The following is a 16031-nucleotide window of genomic DNA, read 5'->3' on the forward strand; positions in this document are numbered from 1 at the left end:
GACTATTTTTATTTCAAATAAATAAAAACTCCCTTAATTCCTTAAGGGAGTCCTGCAATTGAATCCATATTATCTGTATTAGGGACAGCTTGTGCTATACCCGATGCATTTACACTTTGCCCCATATTTGTTCCTGTTACAGTACCAGCAGGAGTGCCTCTTGTATATGTTGTCGTCACCGAATCACCCGGCTGTAAACAAAGCTTCGTCTCCGTCCCTATTACTGTAACAACATCAATCCAAGTGCACCCCATTGAACCACTATATGATTTCGAAGCAGTAAATGAAGTATCACTCAAATTATCACCTGTAAATATATTCCCAGTATTATTAACAATAACAAATTCTTTTATATGCGCAGGCATAATTACACTCTACCTTTCCTTTATGAACCTAACGTACGTGTACTTGTTGCCAAAGGCGGAAGAAATACCGATGTTCTAATCACCGCTTCTGGCTGCCTTTTTCCATTTAAAAAAATAGCCGCACTCGATCCTCCAGCACCTGCATATACTTTCGCCACAGCTAAAGGCGAGATATCATAACAGTCACCGACATTAACAGCGCCTGTATTATTAATAATTTTCACTTTACGCAAATTAATTCCCATTTCCCCCTCCTCCTTTTTTATACTGTATGCAAAAGAAAAAAACTTGAAACAGACTCGCTTCAAGTTTTTAACTATTAACTATTTCGTTTCACCTTCATATTGAAGCATACCGCCAACCATGTTCACTGTTTTAAACCCTTGCTCATTTAAATAATGACATACATTTTCACTGCGCATTCCCGAACGACAAATAAAGATATATTCATTCTCTTTATTAAAGAAATCTACTTTATGTGGGATATCGCCCATTTTAATATGTACAGCTTCTGGAATCTTTCCTGCCGCTACTTCTTCATCTTCTCTTACGTCTACTAGAAATAACGTTTCTCCATTTTCTAAACGCTCTTGTACCTCTTCTGTAGTAATTGTATTAACTTCTGTCATATGTAGTTCCTCCTTATATACAATAAAACCTTTAGTTTCTTTTTCACAAACATTCTCTACCAATTTTAGCACGCAAAAGAAAGAACGCAAAGAATCGAAAAACTATTTCTCAATTTTCTCTAAAAATTTATTCTTTACAAACATAACTAGCACATTGTATCCTCAATATACTTGTTTTATGAAAGGAGTCGATTAAAATGACGCTTTTTCTTTTCATTATGGGCATTGTGTTCTTACTCGCTGCAATTATTGCTCTTAGTATGAAAAATAATAGAAAAATAAACTCCCCACAAGAAATGTCATTCTTATTTCTATTGCTCAGCATAGCGTTTTTCGGTATAGCAATCGCTACATATATTTTCCGTCTACAAATTATGTAAAAAAAGGTGCCTACTACAAACATTGCACCTTTTCCCCATCATTTGTCTTTTACACAAAACTAGATACTTTCCGATTCAAAAATTCATAAACCTTTTTTTCAAATAAATGAATATCAAATGCTCCTGCCATATGCCCATTTATACTTTCAATCTCATACACTTCCGCATATTTTCCTTGTTTTTGCAAAATATCTACCATTTTATAATTATAACGAGACGGCTGAAGCAAATCTTGTTTACACGGAATCATAAGTACATTCGCTTCTATGTTAGAAAGAGATTCTTCTAGTGAAGAAAACCCATGTGCAATATCATGCAATAAAACTGCCTTCGCAGTATACATCCATGAATTTGCATCTATTAACTCTATACTTCTATATGTCGCTGTATTTATCTCTTTTTCAAATGATGTTAATGTAGAAAACTTTTCATAAGGTTCTATCTCTATACTATTACGAGGAAATGCCATTTCATAAAAATGCTCATCAAACGCATTCATAAACATCATTCTACTCGCTAAATGAAGCCCCTTTATAGGCTGCTCTTCTCCATATTTTCCATCTTTCCAACTTGGATCCAGTTGAATTGCCTCAATCGCATTTTGCGCTACGTTTACCGACGTAATAATTGGATTTTGTGGGTTCGTAATAACGCCAATCATCCGCTCTACCATATGTGGATAGTGAACCGCCCATTGTTGTGCAATCATTCCCCCCGCCGACGGTCCGATTACAGCGTGTAACCTTGAAATTCCCATGCTTTTTATTAACTCATATTGCATACGAGCTACATCAAGAAATGTAAAAACCGGAAAATCCATAGCATATTCTTCTCCAGTTTCTAGATTAATCGATTTCGGTCCTGTTGTAATCACATATGGATTCCTCGCCTGCACATTACAAAGGTTATCCGTACATATAACAAAATACTTATTTGTATCAATTGCTTTCCCAGGTCCAATGAGCCCATCCCACCAACCAGACTCCTCATCATGCACTGTATATTTTCCTGCCGCATGACTTGTTGCACTAAAATAATGACAAACCAAAATCACATTTGACCTTTCTCTATTCAACGTACCATATGTCTCGTATCCCATTTGAACAGGAATTTCTCTGCCATTTTCAAACATAAACTCTTTTAAAACGAACTTCTCCTTTTTTACAATTTGCACAGACTCTCCCTCTCCCTGTTATAGTATGAACTGCTTACTAAAGATTTTTTTCTATGTAAACTAATCTCCTTCTTCTTTTCATAAATAAATGAATAATATACAAAATTAGCCACAAAATAGCACTATATTACAAGATTAAAGAGGGCGTACATATGATTTGGAATTGGTTACGTAAGAAAAAAAAATCAAATACACCAGAAGCAAACGAAACAGATAACTGGGAGCAGCATTCTAACAATCAAGAGGATGATAACGAAGAACAGACTAGAAGTATGAAACATAATAAAGGTAAAAATAACGAGCAAAAAGATTCTTCTCAGGATACGCAACAAAGTGCTAAACAGGAGGACTCGTCTCAAGATAAACAACAAAGCGCTAAACAAGAGGATTCCTCTCAAGGTAAGCAACAAAACGATAAACAAGAGGATTCCTCTCAGGATAAGCAACAAAGTGCTAAACAAGAGGACTCCTCTCAGGATAAGCAACAAGCTAAACAAGAGGACTCCTCTCAGGATAAGCAACAAGCTAAACAAGAGGACTCCTCTCAGGATAAGCAACAAAGCGCTAAGCAAGGTGATTCCTCTCAAGATAAACAACAAAGTGCTAAACAAGAGGATTCCTCTCAGGATAAGCAACAAAGCGCTAAGCAAGAGGATTCCTCTCAGGATAAGCAACAAAGCGCTAAGCAAGGTGATTCTTCTCAGGATAAAAAACAAAATACTAAGCAAGATGAACCTTCTCAAAGTAAGCAACAAAGCTCTGGAGGTAATAGTATTTATGACTTTACAAAACCAGAAAAAGACCGTATTCATTCCCTACAAGATTTAATAGAGAAACTTAAAAAGTCTAGTGATTTTATTAATTACCATACATCTGACGATGAAACGATGCCTTATTGGATTTCTTACTATCGCCCTTCACTTGATGGAGAGAAATTACAGAAATATTTAATGCCTACTCTTTTAGAGAAACCTTGTGCTTCTCTAGAACAACTAAAAGAACATATTCCGATGAGCGGCATTACAATTACGAACGATTTACAAAAAATTGAGGATATGGTTTTAAAGGGGCATGCGATCATTCAATTAAATCAGCAAGATCAAAAATGTATGCTTGCAAACATTGCAATTGATAATTATCGTGCGCCAACCCCTCCTTTAAACGAATCAACTGTTATTGGTCCACAAGAAGGTTTCGTAGAGGATATTGATACGAACATTAATTTAGTTCGAAAACGTCTTCCTGTTTTGGATTTACAAACTAAAGAAATGATTATCGGCGAGTTTTCCAAAACAAAAGTTGTCATGATGTATTTAGACAACCTCGCTGAAAAAGATAATGTAGATTTCCTCGAGGAATCATTACGTGCTCTTGAGTATGATCAAATTAATGATAGTGCTTATATACAAGAATTAATGGGTGAAAAATCGATTTTCCCTCTCTATATCAATACAGAACGTACTGATAGAGTCACAAAAGCACTAATTGATGGGAAAATCGCTATTTTTGTTGATGGTTCTCCAAGCGTTCTACTAACACCTGTATCCTATTTCGATTTTTTCATTTCACCAGAAGACTATAACGTCTCTTGGCTATACGCTACATTTTCAAGGATTTTAAGATTAATCGCCGTTCTATTTTCAATTTGCGCTACACCGTTATACGTTGCAGTTTTAAATTATCATTATGAACTTATTCCAAGTGATTTACTTGAAACTTTAATTTTATCAAGGGCACAGGTACCATTCCCACCTTTAATTGAAGCGCTCTTTTTAGAACTCGCAATTGATTTATTAAGAGAAGCCGGCGCAAGGTTACCGATGAAAGTTGGACAAACACTCGGTATTGTAGGCGGTATCGTAATCGGGCAAGCATCTGTACAAGCTGGGTTAACGAGTAACATTTTATTAATTATCGTTGCACTATCAGCACTCGCTTCTTTTATTACACCTATTTATAAAATGGGTAACGCTGTTCGATTACTACGCTTTCCTTTTCTTATGTTTGCAGAAATAGGTGGATTGTTCGGGATTTCTCTTGGATTTATCTTCTTATTTACTCATCTATTCCGGCTTACTTCCTTACGTAAGCCGTACGCTTTATTTTATCCGACAAGGCAACAATCAGTTAAAGATTCTTGGATCCGTTTTCCATTAACAATGATTGATACGAGAGATGTACAAGCAAGGCCACAACATGTCAAAAAGGCTGCGAAAGGAATTTCAACAAAACATAGATCAGATTTTGATGATTGAGAAATGAGGTGCATTGATGAGTAAAGTTCAAGAAAAATATCAAATATCTCCTATCTTTGTTTTCTTCTTAATTCACGGTGCACAGTTTGGTGCTGGAGTTCTCGGATTCGCTCGAATTATCGCAAAAGCTGCTGGATACGACGGCTGGATGGGGGTTATAATCACAGGGATTTTCATCCATATTCTTATATGGATGATGTATGTCTTATTAAAAGAAACAAATGGGAATTTAGTTGATTTACATCGGCAAACATTTGGAAAATGGCTAGGAAATGGCATTAGCATCATCTTTATGGCTTATTTTTTAATCGTTAGTATTTCGGTCATCCGAACATATGTTGAAATTATTCAAGTATGGATGTTTCCGACCGCTTCCACCTTTATGTTAACACTCTTTTTATGCTTAGTTAGTTATTACATTATTTCCTCTGGATTTCGTGTCATTACCGGTATTTGCGTAATCTCAGTTGGCGGTACATTGGGCTATTTATTTCTTAGCCTATTTGTTTTGAAATACTCACATTGGGATAATTTACTTCCTATATTTACACATTCTTTTTCAGATATTTTAAAAGCAGCGCATCTGTCAATCTACAGTATGACAGGGTTTGAGATTTATCTCATGGTTTATCCTTTTGTGAAAAAACCTATGCAATCTCATAAATTCGCTCAATACGGAGCACTATTTTCAAACCTTTTATATTTATTTAGTACCCTTTTAGCCTTTACCTTTTTTAGTGAGAAGCAGTTGTTAAAAACAATATGGGCACAACTTTCTATGACCCAAGTCATTCAATTACCATTCATAGAAAGGCTAGAATATATTGCAATTTCGGCTTATGCACTCGTTATTATTACAAGTTTCATCCTTCCTTTATGGGCGGCAACGAGAGGAACTCACGAAATATTTCGCGTGAAACAAAGAGGTGTTCTAATTGCTTTCTTCCTTATCACTGTCATTGTTTCACAACTTTTAACAAACAGACATGATATTAATAATTTTATTAGTAATGCGTCAAAAGTTAGTTCTTGGCTCATTTATGTATACATCCCAATCCTATTTATTATTGTGTGGGTGAAAAGAAAATGGAAAAAATCAAAAGCACAAGTAAATTAATACTTATTTCTTGTATAACATTCTTCAGTCTAACTGGATGTTTACAAAAAAATATTATCGATGATGTACAACTTATTCAAGGAAGCGTTTTTGATGTCGCAAAAGATAATAAAGTAAAAGTGACATTCGTTTGTCCCATTCAGAAAAAAGGAAATAAAGTTCAAGTTTTTGAAGGCAGTGCAAATGCGGTAAAACAAGTAAAAGCAGACACATCTTTAGAGTCTTCTCAACCATTTGCTAGCGGACAAATGCGTGTCGCTCTATATACAATAAGACTTGCCAAAACAGGAATGTCTACTTCATTCGATACATTACTTCGAGATGTGAATATAGGGAACGCTTTATATGCTGCTTTATTAGATGGGAATGGTACTGAACTTTTAAAAGGCAAATATTCGACTTCATACAACGTTGCAATTTATATAAAAAAATTGCTAGAACATAACATGGAGACCGGACCTTTACCAGCGGATAATCTACATATAGGAGCATTTCGCTATTATCAAGAAGGAAAAGACTACTATATTCCCATTCTAAAGAAGCATGGTGATAAAATAAAAATTACCGGAATTGGCCTTTTTAAAAAGGATAAATATATCGGTAAAATTGCGGAAAAAGATATGTTCATATTTAAAGGACTATTAGAGAAACATAAATTAGATTCACATGAATTTAAAACAGATTCTGCGTACGTAATGATTAATAATATTCGTTCTGTTCCAACTTACGATATAAAAATTAAAAACGGGAAGCCTTCCTTTTTCATTCACGTTCATCTTGATGCACGTATTCAAGAACTATCGAAACAAATTAACTTAGAAAATAACAAGAACACAAAAAAGATTGAAAAAAATGTCCAAAAACAATTGGACATACAGGCTGCCAAATTAATTAAGCAGTTTAAATCTTTAAACGTCGATCCTCTCGGGCTAGGTGCAAAGTATAAGCAACATTATCGCCCATTCAAATTAGAAGAATGGAGACAAATGTATAAAGATGTTCCAGTTCATATAAAATACACCGTAAATATTACAAATTCTGGTGTCATTGAATGAGAAATGATTGAACTCCTCTCTCCAGCATGATACAACGGAGAGAGGAGTTTTTTATTATTAAATAGAGAGAGAAGATATTTATGGGGGAGCTTATGTCTAAAAAATTAGTAAAGCCTATTTTAAATGGTATTTTATTTCTCGGCGTCTTTTTATTTGCTCATACATACTTAAAAAATGTTTCCTTCACACGTTACTTGCTTGTCGTTATACCAATGTTACTGGTCGGTATTTTTGGCATCGATCTTATTTCATCCCTTTTAATAAAAAAAGAAGAATAACGAGCGAACATCTTATTTCGATAAGATGTTCTTTTCATTTCATAATCACCTTATGTTACAATGAAATTCGGCAGAAAACGAGAAAGGATTGAAACAACATGACAAACGAAAAAGGTTTAGATAAAGGATACGAACTTGTTGCGAAAATGCATGAAGTATTCGGACATCCTGTGACAAATACTCCAACAAAATTAACAGAAGAGCGCGCAAAAATTCGTGCGAGTTTTATGCAAGAAGAGCTAGAAGAATTTCTAGAAGCAACAACTGTTGAAGATCAATACGATGCACTGATTGACCTTATTTACTTTGCATTCGGAACGTTTACAGAAATGGGTGTACGTCCAGATAAAGGATTCGAAATTGTAAACAATGCCAACATGGCAAAACTATTCCCTGATGGGAAGCCTCGATTCCGTGAAGGCGACGGTAAGATTCTAAAGCCAGAAGGCTGGCAAGCACCAGAGCCACAACTTCGTGCTGAAATCGAACGTCAGCGCCAAGAAGCTGAAAAAAACTGCTAGGATTTCCTAGCAGTTTTTTACTATGTTTTTTTTTCTGCAACTCATTAATGACCCGCGTGCCCCGCGTGTCCTGCTGCTCCACTAATACTAGCTGCTCCTGCCGCTGCCCCTGCTCCAATTCCACCTGTCCAAGGAGAAGATTGTTGCTGTTGTTGATATTGCTGATATTGTTGGTGCTGTTGGTGCTGTTGACCGTGGTGGCCATGTTGACCTTGATGACCTTGGTGACCGTGTTGGCCTTGATGGCCTTGGTGATGGTGTCCATGATGTTGGCCTTGGTGGTGCTGTCCATGGTGACCGTGTTGGACTTGATGAGTTTGATAAAGAACAGCTTGCGGATGAATGTGGTGGTGGCCTTGGTGATGTACTTGTTGCCCCTGATGACCATGTTGACCTTGATGATGGTGATGACCTTGGTGGCCGTGTTGACCTTGATGGTGGTGATGACCTTGGTGGCCGTGTTGACCTTGATGGTGGTGATGACCATGATGGCCGTGTTGACCTTGATGATGGTGATGACCATGATGGCCATGTTGACCTTGATGATGGTGATGACCATGATGGCCATGTTGACCTTGATGATGGTGATGACCATGATGGCCATGTTGACCTTGATGATGGTGATGATGACCATGGTAACCGTGAACTACTTGCGGATATCCACCTACTCCTCCTGCTATAACACCTACTCCTGGTACAGGAAATCCTGTCTGTACTCCTCCAACGAAAGATGGAAATGCAGTTGGTACGCCTACTGGTACTCCTCCCGCTGCTCCGCCAACAAATGTCGGGATTCCAGTTTGCACTCCGGCTACCGATGATGGAAATCCTCCTGTTAATGTTGGAATTCCAGTTTGTACACCCGCTACTGATGTAGAAAACCCTCCAGGTGTTCCGCCCATCCAGCTCGGAATTCCACCGTATCCTTGTTGTCCTCCTCCCATTAACATCATTTGTTCATAACTATCCGACCCACTCCCGAAGAAACCATGTGGTGCATTATTGTCCATCCCTTTCATTCCTTTCACCTCTTCTACTCAATTTAGCCTACCTTTTTTATCATATTTCCTATAGAAAAATAGGTGTTTGTCTGTATTGGAATTCCGCTCTTTTATTTGTACGTAGTGGAATAATTGAAAATTTAGATGAAGGTGACCCTGAGATTATTTTCTACACAAAAAAGCTCAGAGCATAAACGCTCTGAGCTTTTTTAAATGATTTAGTTTGCAACAACGTTAACAAGTTTTCCAGGAACAACAATTACTTTACGAACTGTTTTCCCTTCAATTTGGTCTTGAATTGCTTCAAGTGCAAGTTGTTCCATTTCTTCTTTTGATGCGTCTTTACTCATTGTTAGTTTTGCGCGAACTTTGCCCATAACTTGAACAACGATTTCAACTTCATCTTCTACAAGTTTAGACTCATCAAATGTTGGCCAGCTTGCATATGTGATTGTTTCATTGTATCCAAGTTTGCTCCATAGCTCTTCCCCGATATGAGGTGCAACTGGTGCAATCATTTTTACGAAACCTTCTACATATTCTTTCGGAAGTGTTTCAGCTTTGTATGCATCGTTGATGAATACCATCATTTGAGAAATCGCTGTGTTGAAGCGAAGTTCTGCATAGTCTTCTGTTACTTTCTTCACTGTTTGGTGGTAAGCTTTTTCAAGTTCTTTATTTGGTGCATCAGTAATTTTCTCACTTAATTCACCGTTATCTTGAACGAATAGACGCCATACGCGGTCTAGGAAACGACGAGCTCCGTCAAGACCATTTTCAGACCAAGCGATTGAAGCATCTAATGGGCCCATGAACATTTCGTATAGACGAAGTGTATCTGCACCGTGGCTTGCTACGATATCATCAGGGTTTACAACGTTACCTTTTGATTTACTCATTTTCTCGTTGTTTTCACCTAGAATCATACCTTGGTTGAATAATTGTTGGAATGGCTCTTTTGTTGGAACTACACCGATATCGTATAATACTTTATGCCAGAAACGAGCATATAGTAAGTGAAGTACAGCATGTTCTGCACCACCGATATAAATATCAACTGGAAGCCATTGTTTTACTTTTTCAGGATCTACAAGTGCTTCGCTATTGTTTGGATCGATGTAACGTAGGTAGTACCAGCAGCTACCAGCCCATTGCGGCATTGTGTTCGTTTCACGACGACCTTTTTTACCAGTCTCAGGATCAACAACATTTACCCACTCGTCAATGTTAGCAAGTGGTGATTCACCTGTACCTGAAGGACGGATGTTTTCTGTTTTCGGAAGAACTAATGGTAATTCCTCTTCTTTCACAGCTGTCATTGTACCATCTTCCCAGTGAATTACTGGAATTGGTTCACCCCAGTAACGTTGACGGCTGAATAACCAGTCACGTAGACGGTACGTTACTTTTTGATTTCCTGCGCTCGTTGCTTCAAGCCATTCAATCATTTTTGCGATTGCTTCTTCTTTATTTAATCCATTAAGGAATGCTGAGTTTACGTGTGCACCATCACCTGTGTACACTTCTTTCGTAATATCTCCGCCTTTTACAACTTCCTTCATTGGAAGATTAAATACTGATGCGAATTCATAGTCACGCTCATCGTGAGCTGGAACTGCCATTACAGCACCTGTTCCGTAAGTTGCAAGAACATAGTCAGCGATCCAGATTGGTAATTTCTCACCGTTTACTGGGTTAACTGCGTAAGCACCAGTGAATACACCAGTTTTCTCTTTCGCAAGTTCTGTACGCTCTAGGTCACTCTTCATTTTTACAGCGTTAATGTAAGCTTCTACCGCTTCTTTTTGTTCTGCTGTTGTAATTTCTGCAACAAGTGCATGTTCCGGAGCAAGTACACAGTATGTTGCACCAAATAGTGTATCAGGGCGCGTTGTGAACACCGTGAACTTCTCGTCTGTACCGTCGATGTTGAAGTGTACTTCTGCTCCTTCAGAACGACCGATCCAGTTACGTTGCATATCTTTTAAGCTTTCAGGCCAATCAAGCTCATCTAGATCTTCTAATAGACGATCTCCGTAAGCTGTAATTTTTAACATCCACTGTCTCATCGGACGACGCTCAACTGGATGTCCACCACGCTCACTCTTACCGTCAATGATTTCTTCGTTTGCAAGTACTGTACCAAGTGCTGGGCACCAGTTTACAGGTACTTCATCAACGTAAGCTAAACCTTTTTCAAATAATTTCAGGAAGATCCATTGTGTCCACTTATAGTAGTTTGGATCTGTTGTATTTACTTCACGGTCCCAATCGTAAGAGAAACCTAATGATTTAATTTGATTACGGAATGTATTAATATTATGCTCTGTAAATTCAGCTGGGCTGTTTCCAGTATCAAGTGCATATTGCTCGGCTGGAAGACCGAATGCATCCCATCCCATTGGATGAAGAACGTTATATCCTTGCATACGCTTCATACGAGATAAAATATCTGTCGCTGTATAACCTTCTGGATGTCCTACGTGTAAGCCTGCACCTGATGGATATGGGAACATATCTAGTGCATAAAATTTTGGTTTTTCTGTCTCATCTGGCGTACGGAATGTTTTATTCTCTTCCCAGTACCCTTGCCACTTCTTCTCAATGTCTTGATGATTAAAGCTCATGAGATACCCTCCTTGAAATTCTATTTATTTTCACCGCCCAAAATACAAAAAACCTCTCATCCCTAGAAAGGGACGAGAGGTTATAGATTCCCGCGGTACCACCCTAAATTAATGTAAAAATATACATTCGCTTAGATCCGTAACGTGGATTAACGGCAATTGCTACTATTAGTTTCACAACTGCAACTCAAAGGCGAGTTCATAACGAAACGTGGATTGACTTGCACCGACCGTCAACTCTCTAAACCAGCTTCTATTACTACTACTCCTTCTCACTGTTATTACACATATAAGTTAAGTGAACTATCCTTCACCTAGTATCTCTTAAGGGCTTACTTAAAGCGAGGACTTCTCGGTTAATCGTTACTCTTAATAACTAACGAATTCATCTTAAGACAGCCGAGCTATCTCCCTTGTTCTAAAGGTTGTTTTATTTAAATATATTCTAAAACATGTGAACATGTTCCGTCAAACTAAACTGCAATTTTTTCTTCAACTGTTTCTTCTACTTTTACTCGTTTATCATAAATACTCGTTGCTATAAGCGCTACTACAAGCATTACCATGATTGCTATAAACAATACTTCCATATTGTATAAATCCACAATTGCTCCGCCAACGACCGGCCCGAACATTTTCCCTACAGTCGCCGCACTATTTACGACCCCTTGATAAAACCCTAATTTATCTTTTGGTGCAAGTATATTTGCAATCGTTGGAACCGCAGGCCATACAAATAACTCACCAATTGTTAATGTTACCATCGCAACGAGGAACATCGTAAATTGCTGCGCTTGACTTAACACAATGAATGACGCCGCAAAAATGAAGATTCCAATCATAATTTGCTGTTTTAAAGAACGCTTCATCCAACGAATTAGCATACTAACAAGTGGCTGCGCACAAACAATCATCGCTCCGTTTATCGTCCATAATAAACTATAGTGACGAAGGCTAATATTCAATTCTTGCATATGTGTTGCAATCGCTCCTTGCCACTGTACGTATGTAACCCAGCATAAAGCATATGCTACACACACGATAAGAAGTGCTTTAAATCCAGGTGTAAGTGACCACCCTTTTTTCGTTTCGACTTCTTTTTGCACTCCTGGCTCTTTCTTGTCTTCCATACCACGGAATCCGATAAAAGCAATTAAGAAGAAAACAAAGTATAAAATAAAGTTCGCTAAGAAAATATAATCAAAACGATATGAAGCAACTAAACCACCGCACGCTGTTCCAATCGCAATACCGACGTTTTGTCCAACATACATCGCATTAAACGCTCGTCTTCCGCCCTCTGGCCAAACCGTACCAACCATCGCGTACATCGATGGGAAGACCATCCCAGAACCGAAGCCGATTAACGCTAGCCACACAACATATAACGGCCAACCGTGGAAGAACACAAGACCTAAAATCGATACAAGTGTAATGACAATCCCTACTAAAATTGATTTATAACCGCCCCATTTATCAAATAAAACACCGCCGAGCAAGTTTCCGATTACACCAGTAAGCGAGTTGATCATTAATACCATTCCGGCCACAGATAAAGATTTGCCTAGGTGATCATGCAAATAAATTGTATTAAAAGGCCATAAAAAAGAAGCACCCGTGACATTAATAATCATCCCAGCTACTAATAGCCATACTTTCCTTGGCATAGTTTCCCCTCCTATTCTATTTTTTTCGTTCATATATATAACAGTAAAATTGTAGTCGTTTTTAAATAGGAAGGCAACTGATTAATAGTTGATGAAATTCAGATAATGGTTCGACGGTAAATGAAATTATATTTATCCCTGCTTGAAAATATATCAGCGATTTTGGAAATATATCGACCGCAACTCAAAATAGATTAGCGATTTTTCAATTATATCGACCACAACTTGAAATATATCAGCGATTATTAAAATATATCAACTTACCGACAAAAAACGACAACAGTAACAATATATAAAAGGGTAGACTGCATGAAATTTTCATGCAGTCTACCCTTATTTATACTATCCAACTTCTTTTTCTCGCTTCGCACTTTCTTTAGCGCTCCATTTAAATATTTTATCTAATAAGGAATATATTCTCCCAGATTCTTTCGTTAACAAAGGTCCTAACGATGCTAATATTAAAACATACAAAGCTGAGAATGGTTTAATCGTTGCCATTAAGCCGCCCGCAATTCCAATATTCGCGACGATAATGGAAAATTCTCCGCGTGATACAAGTGTTAAACCGATATTCGTAGAAGCCTTATGCGATAACCCAGCTTTACGCCCCGCTACCATTCCAGCAGTAAAATTACCGATAAGAGTAATGAAAACTGCTCCTAATGCCAACCACACTGCTCCCCCAAGCGAAAATGGGTCTATACTTAAACCGAAGCTGAAAAAGAATATAGCTCCAAAGAAATCACGAAATGGAACAACGAGCTGTTCAATTCGATCACTATGCTCTGTTTCAGAAAAGACGAGCCCCAATAATAATGCTCCAATTGCCTCCGCGACATGAATCGTTTCTGAAAATCCTGCTACAAAGAATAAAATAGCGAATATTACGATAATGAAAATTTCATTGGACGAAATATCTAACATTTTATTTAAGAATCGTGTAGCTTTTCTAGCAACTACAAAGAATAGTAGCATATACCCTACTGCGATTAAAATAGATGTAAGAGCACCTACAAATGACGTTGCCCCTCCGAGTACTAATCCTGAAACGACTGATAAATATACTGCTAAAAAGATATCATCAAACATAATGATTCCTAAAATTAGCTCCGTCTCTTTATTACCAGATCTTCTTAAATCAACAATTACTTTCGCAACAATTGCACTCGATGAAATTGTTATGATCCCAGCAATAATTAATGTTTCTAATAAGGGGAAACCCATTATATATCCGTAAAGTAAACCTAATATAAAATTAAGCGATATATGAACAGTTCCCCCAAAAGCAATTGATTTTCCTGATTTAATTAATTTTTTAATTGAGAATTCTAAGCCTAAATAGAATAAGAGGAATATAACGCCAACACGGCCGAGGAAGGAAATAACTTCTCCGCTTTCAATAAATCTTAAATCGATAAGCCCTAAATCTGGCGCATGTGGCCCCACTAGCATACCGAGTATAATGAGAAACGGAATAATCGAGAACTTTAACTTTGCAGCGAGAATAGCTGCAAAAGCGACTAATACTAACGCAGTCCCAACTTCAAAGATTAAAGTATCCATCGATTATGAATCCCCTCCTACTGAAAGCAACTCATTAATAATTCTTTTTACTTCATGTCTTTCGCCTGATAATACAAGCATATCGCCAGCTTCAATGATAGAATCTGGACCTGGATTAAAGAACTTCTTCATATTCTTTTTCAAAATGGCAATGATCGTTACATTATATGTGTTTCGGACATGTAAACTACCAATTGTTTTTTGTACGACTGGTGCATTATTTTCCACCTTAAACCACTCAATTGATAATCCTTCAAAGGCCATTTCAATCGTATCTAAAGCTTGTGGCCTATATACCATTCCGCCCAATATAGCTGCAATTTGTCTCGCTTCGGAATCACGAAGAGAGACGCTTGAAATACTCTCCTCATGATCAGCATCAAAATGGTACATTTCTCTTCGGCCATCATCATGAATAACGATAACCATCTTTTCATTACCTTTTGTAATCACTTCAAACTTACATCCAATACCCGGCAGTTCACTCTCTCTAATATTCATATTTTCCGCCTCCTAATTTTTTTAGTTACGGCTTTTATAAATCGACATCAATCTCCGTTTTAAAGGTCTCATCCTTTGAGATGCCTAAATACTTTAGCGTCTCTGATGGAGTCGCGTGATGGAAATGTTTTTGCAATAACGCAATCGCTATCCCTCTTTTGTACGCATGAAATCCAAACGTTTTTCGCATTGAATTTGTTCCGATCTTACCAACAACTCCAACTGCTTCTGCAGCATTATGAATTACACGATACGCTTGTTGGCGCGTAATTGAATTTGGCGTTTTATTAGATTGAAATACGTAATTTTCTCTTTTAACGCCAATAGATTGTACGTAATCTAAAAGCGCTTCTTTTACTTTTGTATTTAAATAAATATCTTGTTTAAATTTTTCATCTTTCACAGGAAGAGTATAAAACTCTTTAATAGTCCCGTCTTCATTTAATACATCTTCAAATTTCATACTAAGTAGTTCTGTAATTTTTAATCCTGTGTTAATTCCAATAACAAATAAAAGATAATCTCGCTGGGAGTGCTCTTTTAAATATTTTTTCATAGCCTCAATTTGGCTTATATCTTTTAATGCCTCTACAACTTCCATACATGTATTCTCCTCATCTTATGAACGGTAATTTTCTCATCATGTTGTCCATTTTACCTTATCATGCTATGAGATTTCCATGTATTATCCATTATTTTCACAATATACTTTTGTGATTCAAGCAATTTTCAATTTGGAAATTTACAATTGTACAAATACGTTGTGGTTAGAAAAGAAATAGGGGATAAAAGTTCAGCTTCTTTCTATAGATTGGATTCCTCCTTTCCTTATCCAGCTGCTTCTACTTTCATATTACGTTACTTATTTACATTATATTATACATTTCAGTAACAT

16 protein-coding genes, 1 pseudogene and 1 other annotated feature are annotated in these 16031 nt (G+C 37.2%); of the genes and pseudogenes, 7 read left to right on the forward strand and 10 right to left on the reverse strand.

Annotated elements, in window-relative coordinates:
• Window positions 1-41: 41 nt before the first annotated feature.
• The 3 genes from N2V79_RS23200 to N2V79_RS23210 all read right to left on the reverse strand — a co-directional run bounded on the left by N2V79_RS23200 (window position 42) and on the right by N2V79_RS23210 (window position 994).
• A complete protein-coding gene (locus tag N2V79_RS23200) occupies window positions 42-365 on the reverse strand; it encodes a hypothetical protein (protein ID WP_001110852.1) in 324 nt (107 codons plus the stop codon).
• A 20-nt stretch (window positions 366-385) separates the two neighbouring features.
• The gene (locus tag N2V79_RS23205) at window positions 386-610 is read right to left on the reverse strand and encodes a spore germination protein (protein ID WP_000512463.1); all 225 of its coding nucleotides are present in this window, start codon (window positions 608-610) and stop codon (window positions 386-388) included.
• Between the two features lie 78 nt (window positions 611-688).
• A complete protein-coding gene (locus N2V79_RS23210; RefSeq protein WP_000141254.1) occupies window positions 689-994 on the reverse strand; it encodes a rhodanese-like domain-containing protein in 306 nt (101 codons plus the stop codon).
• Window positions 995-1191: 197 nt separating this feature from the next.
• On the opposite strand from N2V79_RS23210, the gene N2V79_RS23215 reads away from it, so the two are divergent.
• Window positions 1192-1374: a hypothetical protein gene (locus tag N2V79_RS23215; protein WP_000171889.1), complete on the forward strand. Its 183-nt coding sequence runs from the start codon at window positions 1192-1194 to the stop codon at window positions 1372-1374.
• Window positions 1375-1423: 49 nt separating this feature from the next.
• Here N2V79_RS23215 and N2V79_RS23220 read toward each other — a convergent pair whose 3' ends face one another.
• The gene (locus N2V79_RS23220; RefSeq protein WP_340720246.1) at window positions 1424-2548 is read right to left on the reverse strand and encodes an alpha/beta fold hydrolase; all 1125 of its coding nucleotides are present in this window, start codon (window positions 2546-2548) and stop codon (window positions 1424-1426) included.
• Window positions 2549-2700: 152 nt separating this feature from the next.
• Here N2V79_RS23220 and N2V79_RS23225 point away from each other — a divergent pair, with 152 nt between their 5' ends.
• The 5 genes from N2V79_RS23225 (at window position 2701) to N2V79_RS23245 (ending at window position 7774) form a co-directional block, all read left to right on the forward strand.
• Window positions 2701-4803 carry a spore germination protein gene (locus N2V79_RS23225; RefSeq protein WP_340720247.1) on the forward strand — a complete coding sequence of 701 codons (2103 nt, stop codon included), beginning with the start codon at window positions 2701-2703 and terminating at the stop codon, window positions 4801-4803.
• Window positions 4804-4819: 16 nt separating this feature from the next.
• Window positions 4820-5920, forward strand: a complete 1101-nt coding sequence (locus tag N2V79_RS23230) for a spore germination protein (protein WP_069356327.1) — start codon at window positions 4820-4822, stop codon at window positions 5918-5920.
• The gene (gene gerHC, locus N2V79_RS23235) at window positions 5890-6975 is read left to right on the forward strand and encodes a spore germination protein GerHC (RefSeq protein ID WP_069356328.1); all 1086 of its coding nucleotides are present in this window, start codon (window positions 5890-5892) and stop codon (window positions 6973-6975) included. Before N2V79_RS23230 ends, gerHC begins: the two co-directional genes overlap by 31 nt.
• A 92-nt stretch (window positions 6976-7067) precedes the next feature.
• Entirely contained in the window at window positions 7068-7253 is a 186-nt protein-coding gene (locus N2V79_RS23240; RefSeq protein WP_000038781.1) for a hypothetical protein, read from the forward strand.
• A gap of 98 nt (window positions 7254-7351) precedes the next feature.
• Window positions 7352-7774, forward strand: coding sequence for a haloacid dehalogenase (locus N2V79_RS23245; protein ID WP_043935254.1), 423 nt, complete (start codon window positions 7352-7354; stop codon window positions 7772-7774).
• Window positions 7775-7818: 44 nt separating this feature from the next.
• Here N2V79_RS23245 and N2V79_RS23250 read toward each other — a convergent pair whose 3' ends face one another.
• Window positions 7819-8793 (reverse strand): hypothetical protein, encoded by a 975-nt coding sequence (locus N2V79_RS23250; RefSeq protein ID WP_340720248.1) that lies wholly within the window; start codon window positions 8791-8793, stop codon window positions 7819-7821.
• 95 nt (window positions 8794-8888) lie between these two features.
• On the opposite strand from N2V79_RS23250, the pseudogene N2V79_RS23255 reads away from it, so the two are divergent.
• A pseudogene (locus tag N2V79_RS23255) lies at window positions 8889-8969 on the forward strand (GNAT family N-acetyltransferase); the annotation flags it as partial.
• A gap of 24 nt (window positions 8970-8993) precedes the next feature.
• On the opposite strand, the gene leuS reads toward N2V79_RS23255, so the two are convergent.
• The 5 genes from leuS to N2V79_RS23280 form a co-directional block, all read right to left on the reverse strand.
• Window positions 8994-11402 (reverse strand): leucine--tRNA ligase, encoded by a 2409-nt coding sequence (gene leuS, locus N2V79_RS23260; RefSeq protein ID WP_340720249.1) that lies wholly within the window; start codon window positions 11400-11402, stop codon window positions 8994-8996.
• Window positions 11403-11467: 65 nt separating this feature from the next.
• Window positions 11468-11687: a binding site (T-box leader), on the reverse strand.
• 188 nt (window positions 11688-11875) lie between these two features.
• The gene (locus N2V79_RS23265; RefSeq protein WP_001137538.1) at window positions 11876-13069 is read right to left on the reverse strand and encodes an MDR family MFS transporter; all 1194 of its coding nucleotides are present in this window, start codon (window positions 13067-13069) and stop codon (window positions 11876-11878) included.
• 342 nt (window positions 13070-13411) lie between these two features.
• The gene (locus N2V79_RS23270) at window positions 13412-14635 is read right to left on the reverse strand and encodes a cation:proton antiporter (RefSeq protein WP_000380176.1); all 1224 of its coding nucleotides are present in this window, start codon (window positions 14633-14635) and stop codon (window positions 13412-13414) included.
• Window positions 14636-14638: 3 nt separating this feature from the next.
• Entirely contained in the window at window positions 14639-15136 is a 498-nt protein-coding gene (locus N2V79_RS23275) for a cation:proton antiporter regulatory subunit (RefSeq protein WP_001026053.1), read from the reverse strand.
• A gap of 34 nt (window positions 15137-15170) precedes the next feature.
• Complete coding sequence (locus N2V79_RS23280; RefSeq protein ID WP_168410140.1) at window positions 15171-15737, reverse strand: tyrosine-type recombinase/integrase; 567 nt, start codon at window positions 15735-15737, stop codon at window positions 15171-15173.
• Window positions 15738-16031: the final 294 nt, after the last annotated feature.

This window comes from Bacillus sp. CH_70 (assembly GCF_038007045.1).
Taxonomy (GTDB): Bacteria; Bacillota; Bacilli; order Bacillales; family Bacillaceae_G; genus Bacillus_A; species Bacillus_A cereus.

Coding starts and splice junctions, on each gene's coding strand:
- N2V79_RS23215 (WP_000171889.1), top strand. CDS start 1,192: ATGACGCTTTTTCTTTTCATTATGGGCATTGTGTTCTTACTCGCTGCA.
- leuS (WP_340720249.1), bottom strand. CDS start 11,402: ATGAGCTTTAATCATCAAGACATTGAGAAGAAGTGGCAAGGGTACTGG.
- N2V79_RS23250 (WP_340720248.1), bottom strand. CDS start 8,793: ATGAAAGGGATGGACAATAATGCACCACATGGTTTCTTCGGGAGTGGG.
- N2V79_RS23200 (WP_001110852.1), bottom strand. CDS start 365: ATGCCTGCGCATATAAAAGAATTTGTTATTGTTAATAATACTGGGAAT.
- N2V79_RS23205 (WP_000512463.1), bottom strand. CDS start 610: ATGGGAATTAATTTGCGTAAAGTGAAAATTATTAATAATACAGGCGCT.
- N2V79_RS23225 (WP_340720247.1), top strand. CDS start 2,701: ATGATTTGGAATTGGTTACGTAAGAAAAAAAAATCAAATACACCAGAA.
- N2V79_RS23265 (WP_001137538.1), bottom strand. CDS start 13,069: ATGCCAAGGAAAGTATGGCTATTAGTAGCTGGGATGATTATTAATGTC.
- gerHC (WP_069356328.1), top strand. CDS start 5,890: ATGGAAAAAATCAAAAGCACAAGTAAATTAATACTTATTTCTTGTATA.
- N2V79_RS23210 (WP_000141254.1), bottom strand. CDS start 994: ATGACAGAAGTTAATACAATTACTACAGAAGAGGTACAAGAGCGTTTA.
- N2V79_RS23245 (WP_043935254.1), top strand. CDS start 7,352: ATGACAAACGAAAAAGGTTTAGATAAAGGATACGAACTTGTTGCGAAA.
- N2V79_RS23230 (WP_069356327.1), top strand. CDS start 4,820: ATGAGTAAAGTTCAAGAAAAATATCAAATATCTCCTATCTTTGTTTTC.
- N2V79_RS23280 (WP_168410140.1), bottom strand. CDS start 15,737: ATGGAAGTTGTAGAGGCATTAAAAGATATAAGCCAAATTGAGGCTATG.
- N2V79_RS23270 (WP_000380176.1), bottom strand. CDS start 14,635: ATGGATACTTTAATCTTTGAAGTTGGGACTGCGTTAGTATTAGTCGCT.
- N2V79_RS23240 (WP_000038781.1), top strand. CDS start 7,068: ATGTCTAAAAAATTAGTAAAGCCTATTTTAAATGGTATTTTATTTCTC.
- N2V79_RS23275 (WP_001026053.1), bottom strand. CDS start 15,136: ATGAATATTAGAGAGAGTGAACTGCCGGGTATTGGATGTAAGTTTGAA.